Source organism: Roseateles sp. P1_C1_2 (assembly GCF_056406535.1).
In genome coordinates this window covers 42,836-60,386 of record NZ_JBFUAB010000016.1, presented here as the reverse complement: position 1 = coordinate 60,386, position 17,551 = coordinate 42,836, and the positions used below count along the sequence as shown (strand labels likewise).

Here is a 17,551-nt window from a genome sequence, read left to right as displayed (position 1 = left end):
GATGACCAAGACGACCGCGACGCTGATCACGATCATTGCCGGGCTGTTTGCGATCGCGATGCCCATCCTGCTCGCGCTGCATGTCGCGAATCGCCAGGGTGAGGAGGCGGAGCTGGCGCGCGTGTTGGGCTATGCCAGGGACGCCCTGCACCGTTCCGACAGCTCGGCCGACCAGATCTACGAGGGCATCGCCCGCCTGGCCAAGGCCGGCAACGAGGCCTGCGGCCCGGCCGAACTCGCGCTGATGCGCAAGATCGATCTGGCGTCGAGCTATATCCAGGCCATCGGCAGGGTGCGCGGCGACCGGCTGATCTGCTCGTCCCTGGGCGGTGGCAGCAGCGAGGCGCAGTTCGATATCGGCAGGCCCGACATCCAGACGTCGACGGGATCGAAGGTGCGCAGGAATGTGGTGTTTCCGTTCGCCCAGGGCGTCACCTTCACGGTGGTCGAGCGCGAGGGCTTCGCCGCCATCATCCACAAGGACCTGCCCATCGACGTGTCGACCAGCGAAGGCGATCTGTCGCTCGCAACGATCACGCCCGACAACCGGCAGACGCGCAGCGCGCGCGGCTCGATCCGCGTCGAGTGGATGGACGAGCTGCGCGGGCGCCAGGAAACGACCTTCATCGAGGGCCAGCAGATCGTCGCCGTCGTGAAGTCCAGGCGCTATGCGACCGTCGTCGTGGCCGCGCTGCCCATCCAGCACCTGCAGGCCCGGACGAGATCGACCGCCCTGGTGCTGGTGCCCGCCGGCCTCGTCGCCAGCGCGCTGCTGGTCTGGGCGCTGCTGCGCGCGGTGCGCCTGCAGCTGGCCTTGCCGGCCGTGCTGAAGGTGGCCTTGCGCCGCCAGGAGTTCTTCCTCGTCTACCAGCCCATCGTGGACCTGGCGACGAGCCGCTGGGTCGGCGCCGAGACGCTGATCCGCTGGCGCCGGCCGAGCGGGGAGCTGGTGCGGCCCGACCTCTTCATCCCGGTCGCGGAGGAGAGTGGTCTCATCGAGCGCGTGACGGCCGAGGTCCTGCGCCTCGCGGGCAGAGACGCGGCCGGCCTCTTCAGCCGCCACGCTGACTTTCATCTGGCCATCAACCTGTCGGCCGCCGACCTGCAGTCCCACCGTACGCTGGAGCTGCTGGGTCAGCTGGCGCGGCAGACGGGCGCGGCCGCCGGCAACCTCTTGGTCGAGGCCACCGAGCGCGGCTTCATGAATGCCGATGTGGCGCGCGAGATGGTGAAACAGGTGCGGGCCGACGGCATTCGCGTCGCCATCGACGACTTCGGCACCGGCTACTCCAGCCTGTCCTATCTCGAGACCTTCGAGCTGGACTATCTGAAGATCGACAAGTCTTTTGTCGACAAGATCGGCACCGAGGCGGCGACCAGCCAGGTCGCGCTGCACATCATCGAGATGGCCAAGGACCTGAAGCTGGCGATGATTGCCGAGGGCGTCGAAACCGAGGCCCAGGCGCGCTTCCTGCGCGACCATGGCGTGCAATACGCCCAGGGGTGGCTGTTCAGCAAGCCGCTGCCGTTCGGCGAACTGCAGGCGGGGCTCGCGGCCCAAGGCGCCGCCGCGCAGCCCGTCTAGCGCGCCGCCCTGGCCTCCGGGGCATCCTGCGCCACCCACCTGAGCAGCGCATCCAGCACGCCCCGCGCGGATTGCGCCTGCGCATGGTTGACGATGGCCACCAGCACCCAGCGCCTGCCCGAGGGCGCATCGACGATGCCAGCCAGGGCGACGACGTCGCGCAGCGAGCCCGTCTTCAGATGCGCCCGTCCGACCGCGGTGCCGAAGCGCCCGGGCTGGCGTGACAGCGTGCCGTCCAGCCCCGCCACCGGCAGCGAGGCCAGCAGCTCGGGCATCCAGGGCTGGCTCCAGGCCCAGCGCAGCAGCGCGGCCAGCTGGGCCGGGGTGATGCGCGTCTCGCGCGCCAGGCCCGAGCCGTTGACGACGCGGGTCGGTGGCGTCGTGCCGGCATGGGCGTCCAGCCAGGCCTGCAGCCAGGTGGCCGCCGTGTCGGGCGAGGGGGTGGGCACGCCGGCGGCGCGGGCGGTGCTGAGCAGGACCTGCTGCGCCATCAGGTTGCTGCTGTATTTGTTCATGTCGCGCAGCGCCTCGCCCAGCGTCGGGCCAGGCCAGAGCAGCGTCGGCGCGGCTGTGGGTGCGGGCGCGTCAACGATGGCTTCGCCGCGCCAGGCGATGCCGGCTTCGCGCAGCATCAGCGCCAGCAGCCGTGCCGGGTAGGTGGCCGGGTCGGGGTCGGCCAGCGTCCAGGTCTGCTCGCCGCAGGCGGCCGGGTAGCTGCCCGCAAAGCGCGGCCGCTGGCCGGGCGTCCATTGCAGCTTCAAGGCGCCGCGCCAATCACCGCAGGCGCCGGCCAGCGTGGGCACGGTGACCGGTGCGTCCAGCGCCGGCTCGGCCGTGATGCGCGCCTGCAGGCCATCGATGCGAACGGTGTAGCTCACCGCCTTGGCGTTCAGCAGCAAGGCCTCGGGCAGGGCATTGCCGACTCGCCAGGCCTCGTTGTCGAAGTCGCCGGGCTCGGCGCTGCCGGGCGTGAAGGCGCTGCGGTCCAGGCGCAGGGGGCCGCGCAGCTCGCTCACCCCGAGGCGCCTCAACCCGACCCAGAGGCGCTCGGTGGACAGCCGCGGGTCGCCGCTGCCCTGGATGGCCAGGCCGCCGTCCTCGGTCAGCCAGACCGGCGTCTGCCATTGCCAGGCCGGGCCCAGGGTGTCCAGGGCCGCCATGCTGGTGACGAGCTTGGTCAGCGAGGCCGGGTTCAGTGGGGCGTCCGGCAGCCAGGCCAGCCGCGGCTTGGCCTCGTCCAGGGCCTGGACGACGACGCCCAGGGCCGTCGGCGGCAGCTGGGCCTGGCGCAGCGCCACCTGGACCGACAGCGGCAGCGGTTCCGCTGCCTGGACCCCCAGGATGCACCCCGCCAATACCCATCCCACCGCCTGTTTGCGCATGACCCGAAAGTTACACTGGGTTGATGCCCTCTCTCCTGGCTCTCGACAGCTCGACCGACACGATGGCCCTGGCCCTCGTGGCCCAGGGGCAGACCCGGGTTTTCGAGGCCCAGGGTGGTGCCCAGGCCTCGGCGCGCATGCTGCCCGAGGTGAAGGCCCTGCTGGCAGGCGCGGGTGTCGCAATGGCCGATCTGGACGCCATCGCCTTCGGCCAGGGGCCGGGCGCCTTCACCGGGCTGCGCACCGCCTGCGCCGTGGCCCAGGGCCTGGCCTTCGGGCTGGACCGGCCGGTGCTGGCCATCGACAGCCTGATGCTGGTGGCCGAGGACGCGCGCGCCCAGGGCGCCGGCGACGACCTCTGGGTGGCCATGGATGCGCGCATCGGCGAGATCTATGCGGCGCGCTACCGCTGGGTTGACGGCGCTTGGGCCATGGTCGAGGCGCCGGCCCTCTACAAGCCGGAGGCGCTGGCCGCTCATTGGGGCCAGCCCGCCGCTGTCGCCGGCACGGCCCTGGGCGAATACGCCGACGCCCTGGGCGTGCTGCCGCAAGCCTGGCCCCAGGCCCGCTCGCGCGCCGCGGCCCTGGGCGCACTCGCCCTGGCCGCCTGGCAGCGCGGCGAGACGCGCGACGCCGCCGAGGCACTGCCCGTCTATGTGCGCGACAAGGTCGCACTGACGACGGCCGAGAGAGAACAGAAGTCATGAGCGCGCTGCTGGAGCGCAACCTGCCGCCCTTCGAGGCCGCGGCCATGCGGGTGCCCGACCTGACCGAGATCATCGCGATCGAGCGCCAGGCCTATCCGGTGCCGTGGACACATGGCAATTTCGTCGACTCGCTGGCGGCGGCCTACCCGGCCGAGGTGCTGCGCGGGGCGCGCGCCGAGCTGCTCGGCTACTGGGTGGCCATGCCTGGCGCCGACGAGATGCACCTGCTCAACATCACCGTCGTGCCGGCCTGGCAGGGGCGGGGCCTGGCCGTCGCCATGCTGGACCGCCTGGTGGGCGAATGCCGCCGCCGCGGCCTCACGCAGCTGTGGCTGGAGGTGCGCGTCAGCAACGAGCGCGCCCGCGACGTCTACCGCCGCTACGGCTTTGCCGAGGTCGGCAGGCGCCGCGCCTACTACCCGGTGCAGCAGGGGCCGCGCGAGGACGCCATCCTGATGAGCCTGATGGTGGCGGCCGCATGAGCTGGGACGATCGACAAAGGGCCATGTTGGCCGAAATGGGATTGCGCGTGCCGGCAGCGAGTGCGGTGGCGCAGGCCGTCGACGTCATCGAGGCCGAACCCGAACCCATCGTCGTCGCCGCGCCGCCGCCGGTCGTCGTGCGCGTGGCAGCGCCCGCCGTGCCGTCGAGCTTCGCCAACCTCGACCTGCCCGCCCTGCGCGAGGCCGTCTCCGGCTGCCGCGCCTGCGGCTTGTGCGAGCAGCGCCGCAACGCCGTCTTCGGCACGGGCGCGCTGCAGCAGGCGCAATGGCTGGTCGTCACCGACCCGCCGGACGAAAGTGACGATGCCGCCGGTGAGGCCCTGGGGGGCGACGCCGGCCGTCTGCTGGACCGCATGCTGCTGGCCGCCGGCCAGCGCCGCGACGGCGACGCTGCCACCGCCTTCGTGACGCCCATCGTCAAGTGCCGCCCGCCGCGCGGCCGCCCGCCGCAGGCCGCCGAGCTGGACGCCTGCGAGGCCGTGCTGGCCCGCCAGGTCGAGCTGCTGAAGCCGCGCGTCGTGCTGGCCATGGGCCTGCAGGCGGCGCGCCGGCTGACCGGCCTGGCCGAGCCGCTGGGCAAGCTGCGTGGCCGCGTGCATTTGTGGCGCGACCTGGCCGTGGTCGTCACCTACCATCCCGCCTACCTGTTGCGCTCGCCGGCCGACAAGGCCGGCGCCTGGGACGACCTGTGTCTGGCCCGCATGACCTCCAAAGCATGACGACGGCCGGGGCTGAATCCACCCTGGGGAACGAGGCCGCGCGCTTCAAGCTGCTGGCCGACTATCTGCCGGCCTGGATTGCGCTGTACGACGCCAAGACCCAGGTCTGCCTGTTCGCCAACCGCGGCTATGCCGGCGCCTTCGGGCTGACCGAACAGAGCATCCTGGGCAAGACCTTCGCCGAGATCATCGGCCCCGAAGCGGCGGCCTTCATCCAGCCCTCGGTCGACCGCGTGCTGTCCGAGCGCATCGCCGTCAGCTACGAGCGCGAACTGCCCGAGGCCGACGGCACGCCGCGCTGGATCGAGGTCCACCTCATTCCGCAGCTGGGCGAGGACGGCGTGCCGGTGGCGAGCTGCGTGCTCATCAACGACATCACCAAGCACCGCCTGGCCGAGCGTCAGGTGCGCGAGTCGGAAGCGCGGCTGGACAAGTTCATGCAGGCCACGGTGGAGGGCATCCTCTTCCACAAGGACGGCATCACGACCGACGTCAACCCGCCCTGCTGCGAGCTGGTGGGCTACACGTTGCCGGAGATGATCGGCCGGCATGTGCTGTCCTTCATTGCCGAGGACGAGCTGAACAAGGTCAAGGAGGTCATGCGCCTCGGGCGCGAGCTGCGCTACGAGACCGCCGTCAACCACAAGGATGGCACGCGCATCCCGGTCGAGTTCATCGTGCGCACCATCGAGCGCGACGGCGAGAAGCTGCGCATGACCATCGTGCGCGACATCCGCGACCGCCTCGCCAGCGAAGCCCGCATCCAGCACCTGGCCCATCACGACGCGCTGACCGGCCTGCTCAACCGTGCCGCCTTCCTGGACCGCATGGCCCTGCTGATGCGGCGCGCCGAGCGCAAGGGCGAGATGCTGGCCCTGCTCTTCATCGACCTGGACAACTTCAAGCGCGTCAACGATTCCCTGGGTCATCTCGAAGGCGATCAGGTGCTGACGACGGTGTCCGAGCGTCTCGTCGGCGCGCTGCGTGCCAGCGACCTCGTCGGCCGTTTCGGCGGCGACGAGTTCGTCGTGCTGCTGAGCGACCTGACCAGCCGCGACGACATCAAGGTGGTGCTGGACGCGCTGCTGTCCGTCGTCGAGGTGCCCGTCAAGGCCGATGGCCGCGCGCTGTCCGTCACGCCCTCCATCGGCGTGGCCGTCTACCCGGACGATGGCCGGCTGGCGGAGGACCTCATCCAGCATGCCGACACGGCCATGTACCGCGCCAAGGCCCGCGGCCGTGCGACCTACCAGTTCTTCGAGCCGGCCCTGGCCGAGACGGCCTATGCCGATCTCGTGCTCGAGGCCGAACTGGCGCAGGGGCTGACGCACAACGAGTTCGAGCTCTTCTTCCAGCCCCAGGTCGAGGCGACGACGGGCCAGTTGTCGGGCGCCGAGGCCCTGCTGCGCTGGCGCCATCCGCAGCGCGGCCTGCTGTCGCCGGACGCCTTCATCTTCGTTGCCGAGCGTCACCGCCTGATGCTCAACCTCGGCGAATGGGTGCTGCGTGAAGCCGCCGTGACGGCGCGGCGCTGGCGCGAGAAGGGCCTGACGCGGGGCCATGGCGCCATGCGCATCGCCGTCAACCTGTCGCGCATCCAGTTCCACCTCGACGGCTTCGCCGACACGGTCAAGCGCGTGCTGCAGGAGTCCGGCGCCGAAGGCCAGTGGCTGGAGCTGGAGCTGACCGAGCGCATGCTCATCGACGACATCACCCACGCGCCGGCGACGCTGGCCCAGCTGCGCGCGCTGGGCCTGACCGTGTCGGTCGACGACTTCGGCACCGGCTACACCTCGCTGGCCCATCTGACCGAGCTGCCGCTGGACAAGCTCAAGATCGACCAGGGCTTTGTCGCCCGCCTGCCCGACGACGTCGGCGCCCAGGCCATCACCCGCGCCATCGTGCAGATGGCCGTCGGCCTGGGCCTGACGGTCACGGCCGAGGGCGTGCGCAGCGCCGCGCAATGGCAGCTGCTGGCGAGCTGGGGCTGCCAGCAGTTCCAGGGTGAGCTGGTTGGTGCGCCCATGCCGGCGGCCGAGTTCGAAGCCTGGGTCAGGGCTCGATGATGGATGCCCCTCGTCCGGTCTTGCCGCTGAACGCAGGCAAGCCCAGCCGGTCCCCCGAGGGGACGCGGCGGCCCGCGGCATCGAGCCTCGGCCTGCCCGCCAACGGGCCGGCTAGGGGCGGCCCGGCGCTCGGCCCGCAAGGCCCCCATCGGGCGTTGGAGTTGCTGACGTGACGCTGGTCGACCGCATCCATGCCGAGATCGCCGCGGCGGGCGGCTGGCTGCCCTTCGACCGGTTCATGGCCATGGCCTTGTACGAACCCGGCCTGGGCTATTACGCCGGCGGCCGGCGCAAGTTCGGCCTGATGCCCAGCGAGGGCTCGGACTTCGTTACCGCGCCGGAGATGTCGCCGCTGTTCGGCCGCGCGCTGGCGCGCCAATTGGCCCAGGCCATGGATGCCAGCGGCTGCCGCGACGTCGTCGAGTTCGGTGCCGGCTCCGGGGCGCTCGCGGCCCAGCTGATCGCCGAGCTGGATGCGCTGGGCGCCGGCCTGGCGCGCTACCGCATCGTCGAGCTGTCGGCCGAGCTGCGCGAACGTCAGCGCGAACGGCTCGCTCACTGGGGCGACCGCGTCGACTGGCTGGACACGCTGCCCGCCGAGCTGGAGGCCGTCGTCATCGGCAACGAGGTGCTGGACGCGATGCCGGTGCAGCTGATCGCCTTCGACGGCCAGGTCTGGCGCGAACGGGGCGTGGTGTCGGCGGGCGAGGGCTTTGCCTTCGAGGACCGCGACAGCATGCTGCGGCCACCGATCGAGACGGGCTTCGTGCCCAGCACCGTGACCGAGATCCACCCCCAGGGCGAGGCCTTCATCGCGACGCTGGCCCGCACGCTCAAGCGCGGCGCGGCCTTCTTCATCGACTATGGCTTCCCCGAAGGCGAGTATTACCACCCGCAGCGCCGCGGCGGCACGTTGATGTGCCACCAGGGCCATCTGGCGGATGCCGATCCCTTGGTGGCCGTCGGCGACAAGGACATCACGGCCCACGTCAACTTCACCGGCACGGCGCTGGCCGGCCAGGATGCCGGCCTCGTCGTGCTGGGCTACACCAGCCAGGCCAATTTCCTGCTCAACTGCGGCATCGCCGATCTGCTGGCCGGCGCCTCTTTGGGTGAGCGCGCCATGGCGCACCGCCTGCTGGCCGAGCACGAGATGGGTGAGCTGTTCAAGGTGATAGCCTTCGCGCCGCTGGACGCGCCCTTCGACGCGCTGGGGTTTGAACGCGGAGACCGTTCCCACAAGCTCTGAAAGGGGTTGTGATGAAGGCTTGGCTGTTGTTGTTGATGCCTCTGCTGTTGCTGTGCGCCCCGGCGCTGGCACAGGACCTGAACGTCGGCCGCAGCCTCGCGGCCACCTGCGCCAACTGCCATGGCAGCAACGGCCGGCCGCGCGGCAAGGTCATCCCGCCGCTGGCCGGCATGAAGGCCGAGGTGATGCTGGAGCTGCTGGCCGACTACCGCGACGGACGCCAGGCCGGCACCGTCATGCCGCAGATCGTCAAGGGCTATACCGAAGCGCAACTGCGCCTCGTGGCCGCCTACTTTGCCGCGCAGGCCAAGCCATGATCGCGCGGCGCCAACTGATCACGGCGGGCGGCCTCGCGCTGGCCGGCTGCGCGACGCCCAGGCCCAGCGCGGCCCGCGTCGTCGTCGTGGGCGGCGGCTTTGGCGGCGCGACGGCGGCCCGCTACCTGAAGCTCTGGGGCGGCCCGGCCGTCGATGTGACGCTGGTGGAGCGCAACGAGGGCTTCATCTCCTGCCCGATGTCCAACCTCGTCATCGCCGGCGCGCGCGACCCGGTCAGCATCGCCCATGGCTATGGCTCGCTGGAGGCGCAGGGCGTGAAGCGCCTGCGCGGCGAGGTCGTCGGCATCGACCCGGCCGCGAAGACGCTCAGCCTGGCCGATCGCAGCACGCTGGCCTGGGACCGGCTGGTGCTCGCTCCCGGCATCGACTTCATGCTCGACGGCGTGCCCGGCCTGGCCGCCGCGCTGGACAGCGGCCGTGCCGTGCATGCCTGGAAGGCCGGCGCGCACACGCTGGCCCTGCGCCGCCAGCTGGAGGTCCTGCCCGAGGGTGGCGTCGTGGTGATGAGCATCCCCAAGGCGCCCTACCGCTGCCCGCCCGGGCCCTATGAGCGGGCCTGCCTGATCGCGTCCTGGCTGCGGCGCGCCAAGCCCCGCGCCAAGCTGCTGCTGCTGGACGCCAACCCCGAGGTGCAGAGCAAGAAGGCGCTGTTCGAACGCGCCTTCACCCAGCATCACGCCGGTGTGCTGGAGTACCGGCCGAATGCCGAACTCAAGGAGGTGTTGGCCGACGGTACGGCGCGCTTCGAGTTCGAGGACGTGAAGGCCGACGTGCTCAACCTCATTCCGCCCCAGCGCGCCGGTGGCCTGGCGCGCGACTTCGCCAACGTGAACGGTCGCTGGGTCGGCATCGATTGGCTGACGATGCAGGCGCAGGCGGCGCCTGGCGTGCATGTCGTCGGCGACGCCATCTTCTCGCCGTCGGGCATGCCCAAGTCCGGCCACCTCGCCAACCAGCAGGCCAAGCTCGCCGTGGCGGCGGTGCTGCAACTGCTCAAGGGCGAGGCGGTGAACCCGGCGCCGGTCGTGATGAACACCTGCTACAGCTTCGTCACGCCACAGGACGCCATGCACGTGGCCTCCATCCACCAGTACGACGCGGTGGAGAAGACGATGAAGCCGGTGCCGGGTGCCGGCGGCGTGTCGGCGGCGGCCAGCGCCGCCGAGGGCGCAACGGCACTGGCCTGGGCCGAGAACATCTGGGCCGACACGCTGGCGCTCAGTTAGGGCCTGTTAGCGCTACGGCAATGGGCCGCGAAGGCCCGCCGCAAGGGGCCAATCTAGGCGCAGCACGCCGCCCGCACTCGTGTGCGGGCCAGGGCTGCAACAACGAGTGGCCCCTTGCGGCGGGCCTTCCCGAAGGGTTGTGGCCAGAAAGGCCGCATGCTGTGTTGCAGATCCTCGCTGGGTCGACACCCAGCTTGCGGTCTGCTGTCGTGCCTGCGGCCTTTCTGGCCACAACGCGACCCGTTGCCGTAGTGCTAACAGGCCCTAAGGCATCAGTCCACCGAGGCTGCCCAGCGTCAACGGGCCGCCGCCGCGCCGGGCGACCAGGGCGGCCCAGGCGCTGCGCACCGCCGGGGCTTCGTCGCCGGCCGCGGCATGGCGCGCCTCCAGCCACTGGCTGACGAAGTCGAGGTTGTGGCCGGCGGCGAGCCCCGCCGGTCGGGCGGCACGCGCCTGCGCCAGCATCTGGGCGGCACCGGCAGAGCCCTGCAGCACGGCGGTCAGGGCCACGTCGAGATGGGCGGCCCAGATCTGCACGGCGCCGATGTCGGGCGTGGCTTTGAGCTGCGCCAGGCGCGGCACCAGCAGGTCGGCGCTGCGGGCCAACTCGCCACGGGCGCGCGCCAGCCGGCCCTCGACCCTGGCCAACCGGTTGCCGGGGCTGGCCAGGGCAGCGGAGACCGGCAGCTCGTGCAGGCGCCGCTGGGCCTCGACGGCCAAGGGCGTGTCGCCGGCGGCCAGGGCGGCGTCGATCAGCCCCAGCAGGCTGCGGCCGCGCCGGTTGCTGGCGGGCAGGGCGCCGGCCTCGGCCACCAGGGCCTGCATGGCTGCCAGGTCGGGCCGGCCCAGGCGGGCCCGTGCGCCCTGCAGCTCGACGCGGTAGAGCAGCAGCGACTCGGCATCCAGGCCATCGGCGCCGGCCTCGGCCAGCAGCCGCTCGCGGGTGCGCAGTTCGTCGGCGTGGCGGCCCTGCAGCTGCTGGGTCAGGGCCACGCTGCTGAAGGTCTGCAGCGTCAGGTCGTTGCCTGGGCCGAGCACGCGGCGGATGTCGGCCAGCAGCGGCTCGGTGCGCTCCGCGATGCCATCGAACTCGGCCGTCTCGCCCATCAGCACGATCTCGGCGCGGCGCAGCACCAGCAGCAGCAGCGACAGCCGTGGGTTGGGGCTGGCCCACATCGGCTGCGTCTGGCGCACCACGGCCAGTGCTTCGCCGATGCGCCCCTGGCGCTGGCGCAGCACGCTGAGGTTCTGCAGSAGGTCGGCGCGCTCCAGCTCGTCGCCGGGGTGGAGCTTGTCGGTCAGCACGCGCACCCGCTCCAGCGCGCGGTCGGCCTCGGCCAGGCGCCGGCTGTGCATGTAGTCGGCCGCGAGGCTGAACTGCTGCAGCCGCACTTCCTCGCTGTCGGGGCCGAAATGACGCGCGAGGGGCGCGGCGATGGGCTCCAGCAGCGCAATGGCCTCGTCGTCGTTGCCCATGATCTGGTGCACCTGGCCGAGGCTGAGCCGGGCCTGCAGCACCGCGGCGTCGTCTTCGCCATGCTGCTGGCGTGCCAGCGCCAGCCATTGCTCGCCGAGGGGCAGGGCATGGTCGAAGCGGTTCAGCGCCATATAGGTGCGTGACAGCACTTCCAGCAGTTGCTGGTGCGTGGCGGGGTCGTCGGCGAACTGGTCGAGCCGGCCGCGGCTGCCGTCCAGCAGCTCCAGCACGCTGGGCGTGCGGTCCCGGTCCGGGCGGCTGCCGTCGGCGAGCAGTTGGGTGACGAAGCGCGTGACGCTGTCGCTGCGCCGGCGTGCGGTCTCGGCCTCGCGCCACTGCCAGCGGCTGGTGGCGATGCCGGCCGTCAGGCTGACCAGCAGCAGCGCGCTGAGGCCGGCCAGCAGCGCATGGCGGCGCAGCAGCAGGCTGCTGCGGTGGCGCCAGCCCCGGTTGCGGCGTGCGGCGACCGGGCGCAGCGCCTGCCAGCGGCGCAGGTCCTCGATGAAGGCGTGCACGCTCACATAGCGCTCGGCCGGTGACTTCTGCAGGGCCTTGGCGGCGATGGCCTCCAGGTCGCCGCGGGCGCGGCGCGCGTCGCGCGGGCGGCCAGGCCCGGCCGTGTCTTCGGGGCCGGCCAGCAGCGCCGCGAAACGATGCGGCGGCTGGTGCAGCACGGCATGCTCCATGGCCGCGCGGCTGTCGGCGCGCGCGCCGAAAGGCAGGCAACCGGTCAGCAGCTCGAAGAGCATGACCCCCAGCGCAAAGACGTCGACGGCGGTGCCGGTGGCATCGGCCTCGATGAGCTCGGGCGCCGCATAGGCAGGGGTCAGGCCGGCGCGGGTCTCGCCCGCATCCTGGCCGGGCGAGGCCGCCAGGCCGAAGTCCAGCAGCTTGGGCACGCCGGCGGCGGTGACCATCACGTTGGCGGGCTTGAGGTCGCGGTGGACGACGAGGCGGGCGTGGGCATATTCCACCGCCTCGGCCACGCGCAGCAGCAGGGCGACGCGGTCGGCCACGGTAGGCAGTGCGGCGCGCGCATGCTCGGCCAGCGGCAAGCCCTCGACGAGCTCAAGCACGAGAAAGGCATGCGGGGCCTGCACGCCGGCGTCCAGCAGGGCGGCGATGCCTGTGTGCGTGAGCAGGCCCAGCGCCGCACGTTCACGCATGAAGCGCCGCGCGACAGCCGGCGTGGCGCTGTCGCCGTGCAGCAGCTTGATGGCGGCATAGGCCTGGTAGAGGCCGTCGTTGCGCTCGGCTTCCCAGACTTCGCCGAGGCCGCCGCTGCCGATGCGGCGCGACAGCACCCAGGCGCCCAGCCTGAGGCCGGCCAGCGCCGCAGCGTCGCCTGCTTCAGCCTGCATGGCGCCCGGTCGGGCTTACCAGCTGCCGGTGTTGGGCATGGAGGCCCAGGGCTCGGCGGGCGCCAGCGACGGGCCGTGCTGCAGCAGTTCGACCGAGACGCCGTCGGGCGAGCGCACGAAGGCCATGCGGCCGTCACGGGGCGGGCGGTTGATGGTCACGCCATGGTCGGCCAGCTTCTGGCAGGCGGCGTAGATGTCGTCCACCGCATAGGCCAGGTGGCCGAAGTTGCGGCCGCCGGTGTAGCCCTTCTCGTCCCAGTTGTAGGTCAGCTCGACCTGGGCCGAGTCGTCACCCGGCGCGGCCAGGAAGACGAGGGTGAAGCGCCCCGCCTCATGCTCGCTGCGGCGCAGCTCGCGCAGGCCGAGGGCGTCGCAGTAGAACTTCAGCGAGGCGTCGAGGTCGCTGACGCGGACCATGGTGTGCAGGTATTTCATGCAGCGATTGTGATGCGGGCTCCGGCCTGCCGTGCGGGATGTGCGGGCTTGTGCTGAACCCTCTGCCGCGATGAGCTTGGCCGTGCGAACCCAGCGTCAGGGTCGGTAGAAAAAGGGGATGGCGCACAGCAGGGCGCCCACGCCGACCAGGGCCCAGACGTTGGAGAAGAAGTAGGGAAACACCATCAGTGCCAGGCCGCAGGCCAGCGGCACCCAGGCGCCTTGCTTCTTGCCATACATGAAGTAGCCGGCGCCGATGGCGCCGAAAAAGACTCCCCAGAGGATGGTGGCTGTGTCCATCGGTCGCCAGGCCCGGGGCCGGTGCCTTTTTTTTGCCATTGCGGCGGTGCCGGCAGTGTCGCCCGAGAACTCGGTGGCCCAGCCACTTCGTCGGCGCCACCAGCGCATGGTGGCGCGGTACGCAGTCCTCAGGTGGCGGATGCCCTCTCCTCGGCGTGGGCCTTCATCGCCTGCAGGCCGGCTTCGATCATGCCCGCGACGGCCGGCGCCAGTGCGTGGGGCAGCAGGTCGGCGATCCAGACCACACGGCAACGCGCGCCGCCCTCGTCAAAGATCTGCGTCGAGGCGTTGTGGTGGGTCAAGCGCCCGCCGACGGCCGACCACGCGATGCGGCGGGCGGAGTCATCGATGTCGATGATGAGTTCGCGCGCCGTCATGCCGTTGGCGAAACGGAGCTGGCGCGCCTCGTCGCCGTCCATGGTGCATTCGGTGATGAAGCCGGGCGCCAGGCGGGTGTGCAGGGCGCCGGCGTCGCGCATCGCGTCCCAGAGGGCGGCGGCGGGCGTGTCGACGAGGATTTCGCGGTGGATCGAGGCCATGGCCATCTCCTGAAGTGATGAGCCATCTTGGCCGCGCGACCGGCATGGCGCCGGCCGCATTCGGACATCTCCAACCGTCGCCGTGGCGTGAGCGGGCCCTAGTAGTCCAGCCACTCCATCGGGGCGACGAGCTTGTCGCCGCGGATGCGCTCCAGCGTGCCCGTCAGCACATCGATGTTGTTGTCGAAGCTGCCGTGGCCGGCGTCGATCTGGTCACCGGCCTTGGTGATGCGGACCTTGGGCGCCGTGATGCGGTTCAGCAGCGCGCCGGCCGGCCAGAGCTTGAGCCAGGCGGCGACGTCCGCGTTCGGCGAGCCCGTCCACTGGTCGTCGTTCCATGCGGGGTCGGGCTTCATCAGCGCGCGTTCCATGCCGAGCAGCGGCTGCTTGCGGACGTCGTCCAGCGCGCGCGACACGAGGTAGAGCAGGGACTTGCCGTAGATGTCGCGCCGGGCGTCGGGCAGGCCATCGCAGCGCTCGTTGGCATCGGTCAGCACGTGCAGGCGCAGCGTGTCCAGCGACAGCACGCCGGCTTCCTGGGCCGCGCCGTAGTGCTGCACGGCAAAGCCGCTGGAGCAGGCGGCCGCGTAGAGCTCGCAGCTGCTGGCCTGCACGGCGTTGGCACCGCCCAGGCGGCTGAGCAGGTGGCCGATGAGGATGGAGCCGGCCGAGTGGCCGGCGAGGTGCAGCTCCAGCGTCTTGCCGCTCTTGGCCAGGCCATCGCGCAGTTCGCGCAGCATGCGGGCGGCCAGGTCGAGCACATGGTCGGCCGTGGCGCCGCCCTCGGCGTTCTCGCGCATCTCGCTCCAGATGCCGCGCGCGAACTGGCGGCCGACGGCTTCGATGGCACGGTCCTTGGCCTCGCCGGCGCTCTCGCGCATGCGGTCCAGCCAGCCGGCGCTGGCGTCGGCCGAGTCGACGACGCGGTGCTTGAGGTCTTCGAGCATGTCCTTCAGCGTCTCGCCGGGGCCGGTCTTCCATGTGAAGAACAGCGGGTAGATGCCGTTGGCGAGGAAATAGGGCGCCAGCACGCGGATGCGCTGGATGGCGCCGACCTCGGAGTTCAGCCCGCCGTGGGCGTAGATGGCGAGCTTGACGGTCTTGCCCTTGCTCGCCTTGAACCAGGCGGCGGGGCGCTCGACGATGATTTCTCTAGCCAGGCCCTCGCGGTCGTGGCGGGCGCGGGTGAAGTCGGTCGCCATCAGTTGGCCGTCGTTGCCCGAGACCAGGGTGTGGGTATAGGCCTCGTCGGTGCGCAGCGGCTGGTAGGGCTTGTGGGCGAAGACATGGTCGATGGGCCAGGGGTCGTCGCGCGGGTTGTCCTCGTCGCGCAGCGTGGGGCCGACGTCCGCCAGGCCGCGGCCGGCCATGGTGCGAAAGCCCCCCGCGGCCGCGCGGCCTGCCTTGGCGCTTTTGCTGCTTTTGCCGGCCGGGGCCGGCGTGGGCTTGATGTCCGACAGGTCCTGCGGCACGCCCAGCGCGACGGCCCAGGCATCGGTGCCGTTGGTGATCCAGTCCTCGTAGCTCAGGATGGCGAAGCCGCTGGCGCCCCATTCCGTGCCCCAGCTGTTCTGCACGACGAAGCCGCGTTCGTTGAAGCCCACCAGCGCAAAGGCATGGCCGCCGGTCTTCTGGGCCATGCGCTGGATGCGTGGCAGCTGGGCGTGGCTGGACGGCGCGGCTGTCACGTCGACGGTCCAGCCGTCGTGCACGTCGGCCGACACATAGATGGCGCCGATCTCGTAGATGGCGGCCTGCATGTCGACGATGCTTCTCTTGTCGACGCGGTAGTAGACGCCCAGCGGCCGCCTCGTCGCGTCTTCGTCCCAGCCGGCGGCAGGGCGCTCGAAAACGCCGTTGCCGCGCTTGTCGATGGGGTAGGGCCAGTGCTGGAAGGAACACACGCCGTGCTTGTGCCAGCCCTTCAGCGCGCCGCGGCAGGACGAGCCCTCGTAGTCCTGGCCGGGCCATTCGTCGTAGAGGCGGGCCAGCTCGTAGAACATGCGCGGGCTGACCGGCTCGGGCAGGCGGGCGCGCGGCGTGTCGAGATGGCGCAGCCAGTAGAGGTAGTTGGTCACGCAGGCCAAGCCGAAGCCGGTGCAGGCGCCCTCGTTGCCCTGGTTGAGGATGCGGCCGGCCTTCACATAGGCGGGCAGCAGGCGCTTCAGGTCGGCGTCCAGCGGCCAGCGCGCCGGCAGGGAGCGCAGCGGCGAGCGGTAGACCAGGTCGCGCAGGTCCAGGCGGTCGGGGCGGGCGTCCAGTTTGGGTGTGGGCGCGGCGGCGGCGGTGGCCTTCTTGGCAGTGGCGGGCTTGCGGGGCTTGGTGGCCATGGCGGGTCTCCTCGAGAGGAGGGCGATCATGGCTGCGGGTCATCTCGGCCACAAGCCCACGTGCGAGACTGGGGGCCTGCTCACCCTCAGGGGAACGGATGCGTTGCCACTCAAAAACCCGCGAGCAAGGCGCGAAGTCGAAGCTGGGGTCGTCCCCAGCGAGGCTTCGCAACGCCGCGCGCGGGCTTTTGAGTGACAACCCTTCGGGAGAGGGGCTGCGCGGGCGCATGGCGTTGTTGGGCGCCTTGCCCGGGCGGCCAGCCCGGGCTTCAGCGCCACGCCTAGCCCTGCACCCGCGCAGACCCTCTCGCATCGCTCCCCTGAGGGCGAGCAGGCCCCCCCATGTTTAAGGTCTGCATCGTCGGCCTCGGGGCCATTGGCGGCTGGATGGTCGCGCATCTGCAACGCGTGGATGGCGTGGCCGTCAGCGCACTGGCGCGTGGCGACACGCTGGCGGCCGTGCGCGAGCACGGCCTGCGTCTGGACAGCGGCGAGGACAGCTGGCGCGCGCCGTTGCGTGTCAGCGACGACGCGGCCGAGCTCGGCCTGCAGGATCTCGTCATCCTCGCCGTCAAGGGCCCGGCCATCGCCGGCGTGGCGGCGCAGGTCGCCCGGCTCTGCGGGCCCGACACGCGCGTGCTGACGGCGTTGAACGGCCTGCCCTGGTGGTTCACGGCCGGCCTGCCGGTGCAGGGGCTGATGCTGCAGAGCGTGGACCCGGACGGCCGCATCGCCGCRCTGATTCCGCCCGAGCGCGTCGTTGGCTGCGTCGTCCATGCGAGCTGCTTCACCGAGGCGCCGGGGCATGTCCGCCATGTGATGGGCAACGGCCTGCTGATCGGCGAGGCCGTGGGCGGCGCGAGTGCGGCGGTCGATGCGCTGGCAACGCTGCTGGTCAACGCCGGCTTCGAGGCCAAGGCCGCGGAGAGCATCCAGCGTGACGCCTGGTACAAGCTGTGGGGCAATATGACCACCAACCCGGTCTCGGCGCTGACGCGCGCGACGACCGATCGCATCCTCGACGACGACCTCGTGCGCGATTTCACGACGGCCATCATGGGCGAGGCGGCCGAAGTGGGTGAGCGCATGGGCTGCCCGATCTCCCAGACACCGCAGGACCGGCACGCGATCACGCGCTCGCTCGGCGCCTTCAAGACCTCCATGCTGCAGGACATCGAGGCCGGGCGGGCCATCGAAACCGACGCCCTGCTGGCCGCACCGCGCGAGCTCGCGCAGCAACTGGGGGTGGCGACGCCGATGCTGGATGCCTTGCTGGGGTTGACGAGGCTGATGGACCGGTGCCGCGGCGCGTCGGCCGCCTGAGTCTCGCGGCC

Annotated in this window: 15 protein-coding genes; 9 read left to right on the top strand and 6 right to left on the bottom strand. The window is 71.3% G+C overall.

Translation table 11 applies throughout. From position 1 onward, the window contains the following. The first annotated feature begins 1 nt into the window (after window position 1). Complete coding sequence (locus AC1D2H_RS16940; protein WP_478011779.1) at window positions 2-1,585, top strand: EAL domain-containing protein; 1,584 nt, start codon at window positions 2-4, stop codon at window positions 1,583-1,585. On the opposite strand, the gene dacB is transcribed toward AC1D2H_RS16940, so the two are convergent. Next, window positions 1,582-2,967: a D-alanyl-D-alanine carboxypeptidase/D-alanyl-D-alanine endopeptidase gene (dacB, locus tag AC1D2H_RS16935; protein WP_478011778.1), complete on the bottom strand. Its 1,386-nt coding sequence runs from the start codon at window positions 2,965-2,967 to the stop codon at window positions 1,582-1,584. The two genes, AC1D2H_RS16940 and dacB, sit on opposite strands and share 4 nt — an antisense overlap. 23 nt (window positions 2,968-2,990) lie before the next feature. Here dacB and tsaB point away from each other — a divergent pair, with 23 nt between their 5' ends. The 7 genes from tsaB to AC1D2H_RS16900 all read left to right on the top strand — a co-directional run bounded on the left by tsaB (window position 2,991) and on the right by AC1D2H_RS16900 (window position 9,775). After that, window positions 2,991-3,674: a tRNA (adenosine(37)-N6)-threonylcarbamoyltransferase complex dimerization subunit type 1 TsaB gene (gene tsaB, locus AC1D2H_RS16930; protein WP_477932425.1), complete on the top strand. Its 684-nt coding sequence runs from the start codon at window positions 2,991-2,993 to the stop codon at window positions 3,672-3,674. Next, a complete protein-coding gene (gene rimI / locus AC1D2H_RS16925; protein WP_478011777.1) occupies window positions 3,671-4,156 on the top strand; it encodes a ribosomal protein S18-alanine N-acetyltransferase in 486 nt (161 codons plus the stop codon). Before tsaB ends, rimI begins: the two co-directional genes overlap by 4 nt. Window positions 4,157-4,179: 23 nt before the next feature. Then, window positions 4,180-4,896 (top strand): uracil-DNA glycosylase, encoded by a 717-nt coding sequence (locus AC1D2H_RS16920; RefSeq protein ID WP_478011776.1) that lies wholly within the window; start codon window positions 4,180-4,182, stop codon window positions 4,894-4,896. Further along, complete coding sequence (locus tag AC1D2H_RS16915; RefSeq protein ID WP_478011775.1) at window positions 4,893-6,962, top strand: putative bifunctional diguanylate cyclase/phosphodiesterase; 2,070 nt, start codon at window positions 4,893-4,895, stop codon at window positions 6,960-6,962. The genes AC1D2H_RS16920 and AC1D2H_RS16915 overlap by 4 nt, the downstream gene beginning before the upstream one ends. 169 nt (window positions 6,963-7,131) lie before the next feature. Next, window positions 7,132-8,211: a class I SAM-dependent methyltransferase gene (locus AC1D2H_RS16910; RefSeq protein ID WP_478011774.1), complete on the top strand. Its 1,080-nt coding sequence runs from the start codon at window positions 7,132-7,134 to the stop codon at window positions 8,209-8,211. Window positions 8,212-8,222: 11 nt separating this feature from the next. Next, entirely contained in the window at window positions 8,223-8,528 is a 306-nt protein-coding gene (locus tag AC1D2H_RS16905; RefSeq protein ID WP_478011773.1) for a c-type cytochrome, read from the top strand. Further along, window positions 8,525-9,775 carry an FCSD flavin-binding domain-containing protein gene (locus AC1D2H_RS16900; protein WP_478011772.1) on the top strand — a complete coding sequence of 417 codons (1,251 nt, stop codon included), beginning with the start codon at window positions 8,525-8,527 and terminating at the stop codon, window positions 9,773-9,775. Before AC1D2H_RS16905 ends, AC1D2H_RS16900 begins: the two co-directional genes overlap by 4 nt. Window positions 9,776-10,039: 264 nt before the next feature. Here AC1D2H_RS16900 and AC1D2H_RS16895 read toward each other — a convergent pair whose 3' ends face one another. The 5 genes from AC1D2H_RS16895 to AC1D2H_RS16875 form a co-directional block, all read right to left on the bottom strand. Beyond that, window positions 10,040-12,613, bottom strand: coding sequence for a protein kinase domain-containing protein (locus AC1D2H_RS16895; protein ID WP_478011771.1), 2,574 nt, complete (start codon window positions 12,611-12,613; stop codon window positions 10,040-10,042). A gap of 15 nt (window positions 12,614-12,628) precedes the next feature. Further along, complete coding sequence (locus AC1D2H_RS16890; RefSeq protein ID WP_477932408.1) at window positions 12,629-13,048, bottom strand: VOC family protein; 420 nt, start codon at window positions 13,046-13,048, stop codon at window positions 12,629-12,631. A 96-nt stretch (window positions 13,049-13,144) separates the two neighbouring features. Next, window positions 13,145-13,348: a hypothetical protein gene (locus tag AC1D2H_RS16885; RefSeq protein WP_478011770.1), complete on the bottom strand. Its 204-nt coding sequence runs from the start codon at window positions 13,346-13,348 to the stop codon at window positions 13,145-13,147. Window positions 13,349-13,476: 128 nt separating this feature from the next. Beyond that, entirely contained in the window at window positions 13,477-13,887 is a 411-nt protein-coding gene (locus AC1D2H_RS16880; RefSeq protein WP_478011769.1) for an SRPBCC family protein, read from the bottom strand. Between the two features lie 98 nt (window positions 13,888-13,985). Next, window positions 13,986-16,217, bottom strand: coding sequence for a C1 family peptidase (locus tag AC1D2H_RS16875; protein WP_478011768.1), 2,232 nt, complete (start codon window positions 16,215-16,217; stop codon window positions 13,986-13,988). A gap of 342 nt (window positions 16,218-16,559) precedes the next feature. Here AC1D2H_RS16875 and AC1D2H_RS16870 point away from each other — a divergent pair, with 342 nt between their 5' ends. Continuing rightward, a complete protein-coding gene (locus tag AC1D2H_RS16870) occupies window positions 16,560-17,540 on the top strand; it encodes a 2-dehydropantoate 2-reductase (RefSeq protein ID WP_478011767.1) in 981 nt (326 codons plus the stop codon). Window positions 17,541-17,551: the final 11 nt, after the last annotated feature.